Origin of the sequence: Microvirga arabica (assembly GCF_016811235.1) — a bacterium.
Taxonomy (GTDB): domain Bacteria; phylum Pseudomonadota; class Alphaproteobacteria; order Rhizobiales; family Beijerinckiaceae; genus Microvirga; species Microvirga arabica.
In genome coordinates this window covers 1-13858 of record NZ_JAFBID010000074.1, presented here as the reverse complement: position 1 = coordinate 13858, position 13858 = coordinate 1, and the positions used below count along the sequence as shown (strand labels likewise).

At 62.2% G+C, this 13858-nt stretch carries 9 protein-coding genes; 2 read left to right on the top strand and 7 right to left on the bottom strand.

Translation table 11 applies throughout. The features are described from left to right. Positions 1-217 precede the first annotated feature (217 nt). The 4 genes from JQC81_RS25690 to JQC81_RS25675 form a co-directional block, all read right to left on the bottom strand. The gene (locus JQC81_RS25690) at positions 218-3556 is read right to left on the bottom strand and encodes an AAA family ATPase (protein ID WP_203274645.1); all 3339 of its coding nucleotides are present in this window, start codon (positions 3554-3556) and stop codon (positions 218-220) included. A gap of 169 nt (positions 3557-3725) precedes the next feature. Further along, positions 3726-4265: a periplasmic heavy metal sensor gene (locus tag JQC81_RS25685; protein ID WP_203274644.1), complete on the bottom strand. Its 540-nt coding sequence runs from the start codon at positions 4263-4265 to the stop codon at positions 3726-3728. A 65-nt stretch (positions 4266-4330) separates the two neighbouring features. Beyond that, complete coding sequence (locus JQC81_RS25680; protein WP_203274643.1) at positions 4331-4933, bottom strand: Crp/Fnr family transcriptional regulator; 603 nt, start codon at positions 4931-4933, stop codon at positions 4331-4333. A gap of 643 nt (positions 4934-5576) precedes the next feature. Continuing rightward, entirely contained in the window at positions 5577-6413 is an 837-nt protein-coding gene (locus JQC81_RS25675; RefSeq protein ID WP_203274642.1) for a class I SAM-dependent methyltransferase, read from the bottom strand. A gap of 894 nt (positions 6414-7307) precedes the next feature. On the opposite strand from JQC81_RS25675, the gene JQC81_RS25670 reads away from it, so the two are divergent. Further along, positions 7308-10283, top strand: a complete 2976-nt coding sequence (locus JQC81_RS25670; RefSeq protein WP_203274641.1) for a Tn3 family transposase — start codon at positions 7308-7310, stop codon at positions 10281-10283. Between the two features lie 50 nt (positions 10284-10333). Here JQC81_RS25670 and JQC81_RS25665 read toward each other — a convergent pair whose 3' ends face one another. Then, positions 10334-10672 (bottom strand): hypothetical protein, encoded by a 339-nt coding sequence (locus JQC81_RS25665; protein ID WP_203274640.1) that lies wholly within the window; start codon positions 10670-10672, stop codon positions 10334-10336. 416 nt (positions 10673-11088) lie between these two features. On the opposite strand from JQC81_RS25665, the gene recA reads away from it, so the two are divergent. After that, positions 11089-12129 carry a recombinase RecA gene (gene recA, locus JQC81_RS25660; protein ID WP_203274639.1) on the top strand — a complete coding sequence of 347 codons (1041 nt, stop codon included), beginning with the start codon at positions 11089-11091 and terminating at the stop codon, positions 12127-12129. A gap of 118 nt (positions 12130-12247) precedes the next feature. Here the strand turns inward: recA and JQC81_RS25655 are convergent, their stop codons facing one another. Next, positions 12248-12520: a DUF2312 domain-containing protein gene (locus tag JQC81_RS25655; RefSeq protein ID WP_203274638.1), complete on the bottom strand. Its 273-nt coding sequence runs from the start codon at positions 12518-12520 to the stop codon at positions 12248-12250. A gap of 236 nt (positions 12521-12756) precedes the next feature. After that, complete coding sequence (locus JQC81_RS25650; protein ID WP_376772454.1) at positions 12757-13773, bottom strand: DUF6880 family protein; 1017 nt, start codon at positions 13771-13773, stop codon at positions 12757-12759. Positions 13774-13858: the final 85 nt, after the last annotated feature.

Genomic DNA, 13858 nt, shown 5'->3' with positions numbered 1-13858 from the left:
CCAGTCGCGAGTGCTCCCCTCCGCAAGGCTTGCCAACATGAGATTCATCCGCAGCTAACGAGAAAACCGCTACGGGGCTTCGGCCTGGTCTCCGCACAACGAGAGCATGTTCCCGCACTATACCAGATTAGGGGGCGCACGACTCCCCTGCGCTTTGGGCAGTGGCGGATTCGCCATCCCACTTCTCGGCGATCCAGGATACCGGCGACGATGCCGATCAGGCAGATGGTGCGAAGGCAGACAGGCCATCCAGCAACGCCTTCACCATTTGCCGATCGTTGACGTCGAAGCCCTCGCAGGACCAGCCATGGAGCGGCGCCAAGAGATCACGGGCTTCTGCCTGCCGCCCCTGATCTCGTAGCATCTGCGCCAAATCGCAGACGGCCCTGAGCTCCCACATTCGGGCGCCCTGTTCGCGTGCGACCTCCAGGGCGGTGCGGCAGCTATGCTCTGCTTCGACGGTGCGCCGCATGCGCAGGAGCAGTCCGCCGCGAATACGATGCAGCTCGGCATCAAAAAAGCGGCTGCCGGTCTCCTCCGTCCAATCAAGGGATTCCGCGATGATCCGCAACCCCTCTTCAGGTTGTCCCCGGCGGCCATAGGCCCGCGCCAGCACGGCGTCGTGCAGCGACCGCGCGAAGCCCGGCTGCGGGTGCTGCCGCTTGTATTCCATCTGCTCCGGGTCGTTGTGCATGGCTACCGCCACGAGGCGCTCGCGCCGGGCCACCTGCTGCATCAGCCCGGTAAGGCCCCACTCCGTCGCAAGGGCCATGGTCGCCTCGTTGGCCTTCGCGACGCCCTCCCAATCATCCATCAACTCGGCCAAGTGACCGGACATATGAACGGCGTGGCCCGTACTCAGGTGATGCCCGCCACGGTGGCCAGCGGCGATCGCATTGGTCACCGCCCGCCGGGCACGGTCGGGATAGCCCCGCACCCACAGCACGCATCCGCCGAGGACCAGCAGGTGTGGACCCGGGTCGTCGAACTGCTCGATCAGGGCCGCGGGCCAGGAGCCCTCCTCATAGAGGCTCAGCCCTCTCTCGAAATGCTGCTGCGCCTCCACGAACTTTCCGAGCTTGTAGCGGGCGTTCAGCAGGGACTTGTGGCCATCGACCTTAAGAATCCGGTCATCCCGAGCGTCGCCCAAAGCAAGGAGATCAAGCCCGATCCTCTCGGCTGTGCGCAGTTCCGCGTCGACCACGTGGAAGCCGAACAGCCCAACGAGGATGGGATGCATCAGCCGATCGTCGTCAAGTGCCGCACACAGATCGCGCGCCCGGTAAAAGGCCCTGCCGACCTCCGGCGCCGACCAGCCCTTCGCGCTGGTGACGGAATTTCCCAAGCGCACCCGCAATTCGAGTTCGTGCCGGTCACGCTGCGTCCGATCTGGGATCAAACCCATCACTTCGAGGCCCCGCATGCAGTGAGCGACGGCCTCCTGATGAGCCTGCCGGCGTGCCGCGTCATCCGCAGCACGCTGCCAGTAGATAACCGCCTTCTCCGCGAGCCGTGCCTCGCTCAGGTGATGTGCAATGAGTTCGGGCTGCCGGGTTGCCACATCAGGATAGGCTTGCTCGAGCACCTTCGCGATCCTTGCGTGCAGCTCCTGTACACGACTCTTGAGGAGGCTGTGGTAGGCGGCATCACGCACGAGCGCATGCTTGAACGTGTAGGCCTCGGCCGGAGGTGCGCCGCTCGCGAAGATCAATCCGGACGACACGAGTTGCCGGAGCACCCTGCGAAGACCGGCCTCGCTCAGCGTGCCGATGGCCGCAAGCAAATCGTACGCGAATGTTCGGCCGATCACCGACGCCTGTTGGGCTACGGCCTTGGCGGCCGGAACACGGTCCAGACGGGCCATGAGGCTGTCGTGGAGGGTGGCCGGGACGGCGGCGGATTCCCCCTCCAGCACCGCCCTGGTCATCTCCTCGACGAAGAGCGGCACGCCATCGGTCCTGTCGAGGATCTGGCCGAACACCTCGGCCGGCAACTCCGCGCCGCCGGCGATTGTCCCGGCGAGCTCGGCGACCTGGCGCGGCGCCAGGCCGGTGAGCGGGATCAGGGTCACGCCGTGCGAGCGCCTCCAATGCTCGGGCATGAACTCCGGCCGGGCGGTGACCAGCAGCAGGGCATGCTCCGAGCCCACACGGTCGACCAGCCGATCCAGCACCTCAAGGGTTGTCGGGTCGGCCCAGTGGGCATCCTCGACCAGCAGGAGCAACGGCCGCCGCCGGGTCAGACCGACCAGATAGCCAACCAGGGCCTCCATGGTCAGCTCCCGCTGTCGCCGCGGATCGAAAGGGAGCGGCCCGTAGCGATCCTCGATCGGAAGCGAGAGCATCGTGGCGAACAGAGGCGCGATGGCCGGGATCCCATCGGCCACTGGCGCCAGGAGAATCTCCAGCTTTACCAGCCGCTCGTCAGGCGTGTCCTCCGGCCGGAATCCCGCAGCCTGCTCGATCCATTCGACGAAGGGATGCAGAGGCGAATTGCTGTAGAAGGGTGAGCACTGCCACTGCACGTCGGCATGCGTCTCGGACCGCAAGCGGTCGCGGAACTCTTGTGCGGCTCGCGACTTACCGATCCCCGCTTCGCCGGACAGCAGCACCACCTGCCCTTTTCCGTCGCAGGTCTGCGCCCAAAGGTGTGCGAGCGTCGCAAGCTCCCCGGCTCTCCCGACCAGCGGTGCGGTCCCCGTTCTGTGGGCCGCGAAGCGGCTCTCGACCGCGCGGGTGCCGAGCACCTGCCAGACCGCAACAGGTTCGGCAAACCCCTTCAGACACTGTGGCCCCAGGCCGATGATGTTGAAGTCGCGGCCGAGCAGGCGCCGGGTTGCCGGCGCGATCACCACCCCTCCGGGCGGGGCGAGGGCCTGAAGCCGCGCTGCGAGGTTTGGGGTCTCGCCCACGACGCCCCACTCCTGCGCCACTCCCGTGCCGATCAGGTCGCCGACCACCACCAGGCCCGTGGCGATGCCGATGCGGGCGCGCAGCCGATCCAGGCCAGACGGAACGGTGATGTGCGTCACCTCCTCAGTCAGGGCCAGCCCGGCGCGGGCGGCCCTGGCGGCATCGTCCTCGTGGGCCTGCGGATAACCGAAATACACGAGCACCCCGTCACCCATGTACTTGGCCACGAAGCCGCCGAACCGGATAACGGTTTCGGCACAGGCTTCATGGTAGGCGCCGAGGATCGCGCGGTAGTCCTCGGGATCGAGAGCGCCCGCGAGAGCGGTCGAGCCGACCAGGTCGCAGAACATCACGGTCAGTTGCCGCCGCTCCGCATCCGGACCGGACCCTGGCGCCGGTGCAACAGGCCTTGCAGGTCTCCTCCTGGACGGACGTGGGCGGGCTCCACCGGGCGTGGCAGGGGCGCCCCCGAGAAGGGCAATCGCCTCGAGGAGCTTCCGGCGGTGGCCGACTGCGGAGACGCCGATGTCCTTGAGATCGTCGGACGTAAGCCGCGCCAAGATTTCGGCATCCACGGCGTTGTCGCGGAACGCCTGCTCGTACTGTGCCAGTCCTTGGCTCCGTAGCCACTGCGCGACATCCACGCCTCGTCTCCTGCCGAGAGACCGCAGCCTGCCGGCAAGATTACACCGGCAAAGCGTTCATATCGAGCGGCATGTCGGTCTTCGGGAGACCGACCGTAAAAGTGAGCGGTCACTCCGTTCGATCTCGTCATCAACCTCAAGGCTGTGAAGGCACTCGGGTGTCGGGCGTCTATTTTACTCGGGAGTAGCCGCGCAGTACTTTGTAGTGCCCAACCTGCTCTTGTGTCAGGATCTCCATTGTCGCGAGATGATACCTCAGGTGGGCCGCCCGAAGTGCCGCCTGTGTGGTGCCGATTGCGGCCGTCGCCGCCGTGAGGCTTGCCGGCGTTACGCTGCGCCCGGCGAACTGGCGGTCGAGATCGGCCTCCTGCGCGATCAGCCGCTCCCCGATCAGGATCGCCTCCGCCTTCATGGCCCTGAAGAGCGCCTGCATCCGGCTCCGCTGCGCATCAGTTAACCCGAGTGGCTCGTCCAGTTCGAGCACGTGGCTTGGACCGGGATACCCATTGAGTTCAGCCACGAGCGCATACCCCATGCCGCGCCCTGCCTTCAGGTCTGCAACCTGCTCGTCCGAGAGTGCCTTCAATGCCCTCGTCTCAAGCCCGGCATAGGGCGAAGCTGCGGGAGCATGCCCATGCTGATGCTGTGCAAGAGCCGGAGCGGACGAGAAGGCGAGAAGCAGGGCAATGAAGGTGTTACGGACGACCATGGGAAGCTCCAGATGCCTGATGCTCAAGAACTACCCCGTGCCCATCTCAAGACATATGATCAGGATCATACGGCCAGGTCCGAGAGCCTGATTTCTCCCCTGCCCCGCTGGATCACGCCCTCAGCCTCGAGCGAGGCCAGCGTCCGGTACAGGCTCTCGTGGGTGAGGCCGAGTTCAGATGCCAGGGCCTTGAGGTTTCCGTTCACCCGCACGACGCGATCAATGCCGCTGGCTTGGAGTTCAAGGTGATGAAGCACGCGCTCGCGCGCCGTCCTTAGACTCCGGTTTTCCAGGCGGGTCCTCAGCGTCATGACCTGACGGGCGAGAGTTGCCATGAAAGCCTGAGCAATGTCCGGCTCCGACGCAAAGGCCTCGAGCACGGCGGGCCTCGGCAGGAGGACGACGACACTGGGGACACTGGCCGCTGCATCGCAGTGGTAGGCGTCGGAGAAGAGCGATGCCTCGGCGAAGGTTTCGCCGGGCTGCGCCCGGAAAAGCGTTATCTCTCGCCCGTGCGTGTCCGTGCGGGTCAGCCGGATCTCGCCGCGTTCCAGCAGATAGAGGCCGAGGGGCCGATCCTGGCGCAGGAACAGGGTCTCGCCCGCAGCGAGCGAGCGTCTGACGGCAGAGCACCGGAGAGTGTCCGAAATCCAATCAGGAGCATTCATGCCAGCATGATAGCAGAAGGTCGGGCGGCATGGTGACCTGCACATCTATGCCGTACGCTTCGCTCTTCCGGTTGGCGACATACAAGTGCTGCCTCAGTCCTGATGCGCGGGTTTCCCCATCGCGTGAGCCGATTGCGATGGTGGCCAGTCCTGACGATGCTCTACTCCGCGGTTCAAACGGGGCGAAGTTCCTTATGTCAAGCACTTCCTCCTACATCGATGTCTGCATGGCAGTTACAGACAAAGAATGTATTCATCAGGTCTTCTGAGAAGATTGCAGGTGCCTTGGGAATGTCTACCGCTCCCCGCTCAAGCGGATGATCGACCTGCATTGCAGATATGCCAGAACACGGACCTTTGCGACTCCTGCATCTAGCGGTTCGGACGGTCCGGCCGAGGACCATGCTGCATCGGATTGTCTTAGCTAGTCCTGCGGGTACAGTGCGGCTTGCATCAGCATCACGCCCATAATGAACTAGCTAAGGGTCGGGAAAGGCAGGAGACACCCAAATCGAACCAAAGAGCCTGAGGGTTGACAATGCTCTGAAGGCTCGTAAGGTCCACATGCCACGCAGTAGAGCGTCGCAGCCCGCTCAATCGCTTGACTCCTGGAGCGGGCTGCCTATGTCGATACAGCATCAAGTCAGTGGTGCGTGGCTGAAAAGATCATTTGAATGGGCGCGATTGTGCCTGCCCGAACCGCGGCGATCATGTTCGTCACCTTCTCCTTGACGGTGGGTCCCATCAGATTGTGCAGTCCCAGCGGCGGTGGCGCGCCGCTTGCAGCCTGCGCTTGCAGGCGCGCGAAGAAGTCGAGCGCGACCTCCCGTCGGTTCTCCTCCGTTTCAAGGGCGAAACCTGCGGCTTCGGCCGAAGTGCGATAAGTCTCCGGTGTTTCGAGCGCCGAGAGGTCTGGCGTTTCCGCCCAAGGCACCGGGAAGCTGAGTTCGCCATCGCCTGTTCGCATTACCTCATAGATCGCGAAGGTCCCCCCGTCACGGAGCAAGCGGTGTGCTTCGCGAAAAAGCGCCGCCTTGTCGGGTACATTCATGCCGACGTGCAAGAGGAGCGCAAGGTCGAAGCTCGCGTCGCCTAGTGGCAGCGCGACCGCGCTCCCAACCTCGAAGTGCACGCGATCCGCCATCCCGCACATGGTGGAGAGCGCGCGGGCCGTTTCGACAAAATGCGGCGTCAGGTCTACACCAGTCACATGGCAACCGTAGCGCGTCGCGATCATCCGGGCCGGGCCACCAATGCCTGAGCCAATATCGAGCACTTGCATATCAGGCTGGATGGAGAGCTTCTCCAGAAGCGCAGATGTCGCTTCCGCCCCGCCGATGTGGAACTCATCCACCGGTTTCAAAACTTCGGGCGAGATCCTGTCAGGGTCGTGTCCCATCTCCGTGAGTCCGGCGCGGATACGAGAAAGGACATCGTAGGACGCGTAATGCTTTGAAACGCCGCTTTCAACGTCATGCATGGCTCGCCTCCTTCAGTGGTCCTGAGAAGATGACATATCAGCCCCGCTGGCGTGCAGAATGGCATCTTTATCGCTGCTTTTGAAGCTGGGCTGGGGGCCCAATCACGGTGAACCTGATGGATCTGCCGTCATACAGCGTGGATGTCGATTCCAATGAGGAACGTCTGGCCAACCTCAGGGCGCTCTTGCGCAAAGCGCTCACACCAAGGGGGCGCTCTGGACCACCTTTGGAGAGGTGCTCGATTGATCCTGTCGAGCGGTTCCGAAACCACCTCAGGAAAGCTGGAGATGAACCCGCTCTGCTCTAACAAAGACGCCCGCTTCGGCGTCGAACTGACAGACCTGTAACTGGGACAAGGGTAAGGTCCCTCTCGGGTCAATGAGCGGAGAACATTGGCTCAAATAAAATTCTGCAATCGCCACCTTGGGCCCTAGATCCCGCAGAATCCGAGGTCAGGATCACGGATCCGATCGCCTCGTCCGGATATCACGCTGGCAAGCCCGCCGTCCGCAGCCCTGAACGGAGGCGTTCCTCGTCCTCTCGTCGCTTTAGGCAAGAGGCATCAACGAACCAGTCGACATACTCGTGCGGCCCCGCCGCCGGATTGCCGCGCCAGTAGGGGGCAGCACAAGATCTGTTCCTGATTGTACGCTAAGATAGAACAGATCAGGAACTCACCTTTACGCTCCTTAATGATCCCATCGTCCGGCGCCGAGCGCACTTCCTGGGAGGAGCAGCTTGGTGCTCTCGACGATCAGCCGGAACCCTGCTGGTAACGATACCCAGAACGTAACGTGTGGATACGCAGGGTGGCAGCTGTACGAGGTTCGTAGATCTCGCACCAATGTCCGGCTCCTCAGGAGCGATTGAGCCGACAATCTGCGAGGTGATCGATGGCGCGCCGGAAACTCTTAACCCCTGACGAACGCCAAGCTCTGCTCGGCATACCAGACGACGAGGAAAGCCTGATCCGGCACTACACTCTGTCTCCGCAGGATCGTCTCCAAGCCGAAGTCCGCCGACGTCCTCACAATCAGCTCGGCTATGCAGTCCAGCTCTGCATCATGCGCTATCCCGGCCGTGTCCTGGGAATGGACGAAGATCCACCCGCTGCAGTGGTCTCCTATGTGGCGGAGCAACTGGGGATCACCCCTGGGGCCTTCGCGTCCTATGCGCGGCGCATCCCGACACGCTTTGAGCACAGTCACCGCTTGGCGAAATACCTCGGCGTTCGGACCGCGACGCGAGATGATCGCCGTGCTGCCCTTCTCGCAGCTGCCGAGGCCGCCGGCGCGACTGAAAGCGGTCTCCCGATTATGACTGCGATCGTGAACGAGTTGCGCCGCCGCGGAGTTCTTCTCTTGCCGAATGCTGCCCTCGAGAAGATCGGCCTTGCCGGACGTGCCATTGCCCGACAATGGGCCGAAGCCGCTCTTCTGGATGGCCTCTCGGTAGACCAGATGGAGCAGCTCGAAGCCCTCCTGTTGGTCGACCCCGCCATCCAGCAGACCCGGCTCGCATGGCTACGATCGGCTCCAGATGCCCCCAGCGCCGATAACCTCATCGGCCTCATAGACCGTCTCACGTTTGTACGCACGTTGATGATTGGTTCCCAGCGACAGGCCCGGATCCACCCTGAGCGATGGACCCAGATTGTGCGAGAGGGCGATGTAACACCCGCGTGGTTGGTTGCCGACTTCGGCGCTCGCAGGAGACGAGCCACACTTGTGGCTCAAGCCATCACGCTTGAGCAGACGCTGACGGACGCGGCAGTCACGATGTTCAACAAGCTGATCGGACGGCTCTTCGCACGAGCCAATACTCGGCACAAGAAACGGTATGTTGAGGCTCAGCAAGATACTACCAAGGTGCTGCGCCTGTTCCGGGACACCCTGCGAGCTCTCGTTGCCGCCAGCGACACCGGCCGCAATGCCATCGATGTTCTCGATGATGAAGTCGGGTGGCACCGCCTGTTGCAGGCCCAACCGGAAGTCGAAGCCATGGTGCGGGATGCTGATCCCGATCCGCTTCTCCTGGCAGCAGAGCGCTACAGCACCATCCGCAAGTACACGGCACGGTTCCTGGAGACCTTTACGTTCTGCTCGTCACGTAAACATGATTCATTGTTGGCAGCCATCGGGACACTCAAGACCTTGCAGGCCGCGAACCGGCGCACCCTGCCCGAGCGCGTGCCGGTCGGCCATCTCAGCACCAAGAGCCGGAAACTGATCTTTGGAGACGCTGGAGCAGGTCGCCGCCTGTACGAGATTGCGACATTGGCTGTCTTGCGGGAGCGGTTGCGCTCCGGCGACATCTGGGTTGAGGGCAGTCGCGCCTTTCGGCCCATGGACGAACAGCTCATGCCGAAGCCGACCTTCGCCGCCCTGAAAGCATCGGATGATCTCGGGCTCGGTGTGCCACGGGATGCCATCAGCTATCTTACCGAGACACATCAGACGCTCGACTTCAGGCTGAAGCGGCTCGCCTATCGTGCCCGCAATGGCAGGCTCGAAGGCGTCCGGATTGAGGCCGGACAGCTCGTTGTTACTCCGCTGCCCGGCGACGTGCCGGCGGCGGCCGAAGAGCTGAAATGGGAACTTGGCGACATGTACCCGCTGATCGAGGTGCCCGACCTGCTGATGGAGGTGCATGCCTGGACCGGGTTTGCCGATCGCTTCACGCATATCCGTACTCAGGAACCGCCACGCAGCATCCCGGCCATGCTGGCTGGGGTTCTGGCGGATGCGACCAACCTCGGTGCCAGACGCATGGCCGCGGCATCGAAAGGAGTGAGCCCACAGGAGATTACCTGGAAGCGGATCTTCCATACCCGGCCTGAGACTTACAAGCTGGCGCAGGCCAGCATCACCGACAGGCACGCCGAGCACCCTCATGCCGCTTTGTGGGGTGACGGCTCCACGGCATCATCGGACGGGCAGTTCTTCCAGGCGAGCGATCGTGCCGGGAAGCGTGGTGACATCAATCTGCACTACGGTAGCGAACCCGGTTCGAAGTTCTACAGCCACTTATCCGACCAGTACGGCTACTTCAGCATCCTGCCGATCAGCGCCACCGAGAGTGAGGCTCCGTACGTTCTGGATGGCTTGTTTGATCATGAGGCGGAACTCGACATCCAGGAGCACTTCACGGACACGGGCGGCGCGAGTGACCACGTGTTTGGCCTCTTCGCTCTGACAGGCCGGCGCTTTGCTCCCCGGCTGCGCAACCTGAAGGACCGGAAGCTCCACACTTTCGAGAAGCCGGAGACCTATGCGGCACTCCAAGAGCATATCGGCGTGCCGATCAACACCAGCCTGATCATGGAGTACTGGGACGACCTGCTGCATCTGGCAGCCTCGATCCAGACGCGGACGGTCGCTCCCTCAACCATCCTCAAGCGGTTGGCAGCCTCCCGCAATCCCAGCCAGCTCGCAGGGGCATTGCGCGAACTCGGCCGCCTCGAGCGCACCCTGTTCATGATCGAGTGGTATTCCGATCCTGCGCTCCGGCGCCGCTGTCAGGCGGGTCTGAACAAAGGCGAGGCAGCTCATAAGCTGAAACGGGCCGTGTTCTTCCATGAGCGCGGTGAGATCCGTGATCGCTCGTTCGAGAGCCAGGCCTTCCGTGCCTCGGGTCTGAACCTCGTGGTCAGTGCAATTATCCACTGGAACACGGTGTATCTCGGACGCGCCGTGGATCATCTCCGCCGCCAAGGGCGGATCATTCGGCCTGAGGTGCTCAAACACGTCTCGCCTCTGAGCTGGGAGCATATCAATCTCACCGGCACCTATGCCTGGGGCGAGCCGCCCTTGCTTGTCGACGGCTTTCGTCCCCTGCGCTTGCCGAAGACCTTGGCACGCGCCGCATGATCCGACGAGCGAAAACGGAGGTTCTTTGTTCGTTCTAGCTTAGCGTATAATCAGGAACAGATCTTGCGCTGACCCCGTTCAGAGACGCCATTCAGAACCGCAAGGCTGCCCCGCAGCACGGAGCGAACCGCATCAGCAGCCATATCGGCGATGTCGCGCAGCCGGGGGGTACCAACATCGCCACTGGGACGATGCTGAGCCTGTCCATAAGGGGTGTACTGATCTGCAGGGGAGCGCTCCGGCATCAGGCCTGAGAACACGCCTGCTCCACCCAAGATCACGAGCAGAACCAGAGGAACGACAAGGCGGAACGCTAACCCTACGATCTTGGACACAATGATGTAGCCGATGACCAGGGCAATTGCAGTCACGATGACGCTGGTGCTCAAGGTGTTTATACCCTTGTGATGTTCAATGCGGTGCGAAGGCCATCCAGGATATCGACGGCTTTTTTGTGAGCGCGGTGGATGAGAAGGGACACGGACTGGCCGAGTTCTACATCCCTAATGGAGCCAGAAGACTCGGACGGCGGGAGTACGGCCGGCGTGGGGCAGATTTGCACTTGCCGCGCTGGTTTGTGACAGTGTGCAAGACACCGATGCACTCGCGCACCATGGCTGACGTCCAGGTTCGTCGCCTGCCAATCATCCCCTCCCGCGGACCAAAGATCCTGTTTCCTGCTTCGTTCACAATGGCTCAGCTTTCCCACTCCCCGCAAAGGCGCGACAACATGTTCGCTCTTTGTTCTTTCTTTCGCCAAACAAATCCTTAGGGTCCGGCTCTTCTATTATGCACTGGATTCGGGATGACCACAGATAAGACAAAAGCAATCGAGACTGCCGTCAGCCAGATTGAGCGGGCCTTTGGCAAGGGCGCCATCATGCGCCTCGGTGGCGATCAGGTTGTCGAAGTGGAGACGGTTTCCACCGGGTCCCTCGGGCTCGACATCGCGCTCGGCGTCGGCGGTCTGCCGCGCGGCCGGATCATCGAGGTCTATGGACCGGAATCGTCCGGGAAGACGACGCTCGCGCTCCAGACAATCGCCGAGGCTCAGAAGAAGGGCGGTGTCTGCGGATTTATCGACGCCGAACATGCCCTGGATCCAGTCTACGCGCGCAAGCTCGGCGTCAATCTGGACGATCTCCTCGTGTCCCAGCCTGACAACGGCGAGCAGGCCCTCGAGATTGCCGATACGCTCGTCCGCTCAAGCTCTGTGGATATTCTCGTCATCGACTCGGTGGCCGCGCTGACACCAAAGGCCGAGATCGAGGGCGAGATGGGTGAGAGCCGTCCCGGTCTCCAGGCTCGTCTCATGAGCCAGGCGCTGCGCAAGCTCACGGGCTCGATCAGCCGCACCAAGACGATGGTGATCTTCATCAACCAGATCCGCATGAAGATCGGCGTCATGTACGGCTCGCCGGAGACCACAACGGGCGGCAACGCCCTGAAGTTCTATGCCTCTGTGCGCCTCGACATCCGCCGCACGTCCACTCTGAAGGACCGAGATGAGCCAATCGGCAATCAGGTGCGAGTCAAGGTTGTCAAGAACAAGGTGGCTCCGCCCTTCAAGCAGGTCGAGTTCGACATCATGTTCGGCGAGGGCATCTCGAAGATGGGAGAATTGATCGACCTCGGCGTCAAGGCCAACGTGGTCGAGAAGTCCGGCGCTTGGTTCTCCTACGACAGCCAGCGCCTCGGCCAGGGACGTGAGAATGCCAAGACCTTCCTGAAGGACAATCCCGAGATTGCGGCCGAGATCGAAGGCAAGATCCGCCAGAATGCCGGTCTCCTGATTGCGGAACTACAGGGGAACGATGACGTGGGCGCATCAGAGGATGCAGCCTGAGGGTTCTCTTGCCACATAACGCTGACCTTTTGCGGATCGGACAGGTCCGCATCACCTGAGATGTAAAAGGCCGCCCTTGGTGGGCGGCCTTATCGGGAAGTGAAACACTAAGGTGAGCTCACGCCGCCTCGGCGACAGGGGCTGGGCCTGCTTCGTCCATCGCTCTCATGTAGACGTCGAGCAAGCTGTCGTGCTCGTCGCGCTCGTCCTGATCCTGCTTGCGCAGCTTGATGATCTCCTTGAGGATCTTCACATCGAAGCCCTCGCCCTTGGCCTCGCAGAAGACTTCCTTCTTGGCTTCGTTCAGTTCCTTGATCTCGTTCTCGATCTGCTCGATGCGCTCCACGAATGAGCGGATCCGGTTGCCGGGAATTCCAACGACGTCACTCATGGCTTCTCCTTTGCCGTATGTAGACCGGCACTATCGGGCAGGGGAGTAAGCGCAGCGTTAATCCGGAGTGTCACATCCCATCTGGGGCTGACTTCTGGTGCATTAGGCTTGCACGTGAATGCGGTAGCAGGATGAGAAAGCTCGAGCGCCTGATGCTGGGCTTCCTCAATACTGCCGATACGAGCGGCGCGCCTGCATACCTCATTCCTTCTCGCGGAGAGCCAGTCGTGCCACTCTCACACAACCAGGCTCCAGAACGAGCTCTTGCGGCCGTGTTGGGCTTTGAGGTGTCTCATGTAGATATCATGAGCCTCGAACCTGCCGAAATCCTCAATTCGGTCAGCCAGGTTCTCGCACTCCTCAATGTGGCGGGCGGCGTGCTGGTAGCGCTTCACCCGGTTCCGCTCCAGGGCAAAGTCAATCAAGGCCCGGCGCAGAATGGTGGCTGCAAGAGGGTGCTTTGCATCTAGCACAGCCGCGGCCGGCGCCAAAATCTCGTAGAAGTCGCCATTGAGCTCGTCGGCACGGGTGATCACCAAGTGCGCGGCTTGGTCCAGCGCCGGCCAGGTCACCAGAAAACCTAGGGCATGGTGCACACTCGGATGGCTCAGGGCATGGGCGATGGCGCGCTCCTCAGCCTCAAGATCCTCAAAGTCGGGCAGGCGCTTGAGGTAAGAGCGCAGGTGCTCCGGGTTGAGCGAGCGCTCAAAGCAGAGCCAGCGGAACGCCTGCGCCTCATCTGCTCGTCCGAGGGCCTCGAGCACCGCAAGCCGCGTCTGCTCCCATTCGACGGGGATCCAGCCAGGCCTGTCCTGATTGATGGCATTGATGGCAGTCCAGGCTTCCTCAGTGCGGCCTGCAGCCAACAGCCGTTGTGCGATCTCCACAGCAACACTCGGAACGCCTCGAGCCTTCTCACTTTGCTGGGCGATAAAGGCGTCCACATCCCCCTGCGCATCGGCAATCGCCTCCAACGCCAGTCGAACAACGCTGCTGCGATGGCGCTCGGCCAGATCGTCGGCGTACAAGGGTCCGCCCATACCCCAGCCGACGACCTTCCGGTCTTCCGCACGAGGCTTCTGCTGTGACTCCTGTGACAGCTTAAGGACGAGTTGCTTAAGGTGGTCGAGGCCTGTCGCGCCCAGTGCTGGAGCCAGAACCTCAATCAGGCGGTCATACTGACCATACTCATTCTCGATCAGAGCACGGCAGGCCTGCTCGGCCAGCACATTGGGGGTGGCATTCGCCGCGATGGCAATGTCTGCGGATTTCGCGGGATGGTGAGCACGGATTTCACCGCATCGTGAGCACGGATTTCAGAGGATCGTGAGCAGCGAT

What these genes read in the sequence shown, in the direction of transcription:
- JQC81_RS25680 (WP_203274643.1), bottom strand. Translation starts at nt 4,933, where the DNA reads ATGAATGCTCCTGATTGGATTTCGGACACTCTCCGGTGCTCTGCCGTC.
- JQC81_RS25685 (WP_203274644.1), bottom strand. Translation starts at nt 4,265, where the DNA reads ATGGTCGTCCGTAACACCTTCATTGCCCTGCTTCTCGCCTTCTCGTCC.
- JQC81_RS25675 (WP_203274642.1), bottom strand. Translation starts at nt 6,413, where the DNA reads ATGCATGACGTTGAAAGCGGCGTTTCAAAGCATTACGCGTCCTACGAT.
- JQC81_RS25655 (WP_203274638.1), bottom strand. Translation starts at nt 12,520, where the DNA reads ATGAGTGACGTCGTTGGAATTCCCGGCAACCGGATCCGCTCATTCGTG.
- JQC81_RS25670 (WP_203274641.1), top strand. Translation starts at nt 7,308, where the DNA reads ATGGCGCGCCGGAAACTCTTAACCCCTGACGAACGCCAAGCTCTGCTC.
- recA (WP_203274639.1), top strand. Translation starts at nt 11,089, where the DNA reads ATGACCACAGATAAGACAAAAGCAATCGAGACTGCCGTCAGCCAGATT.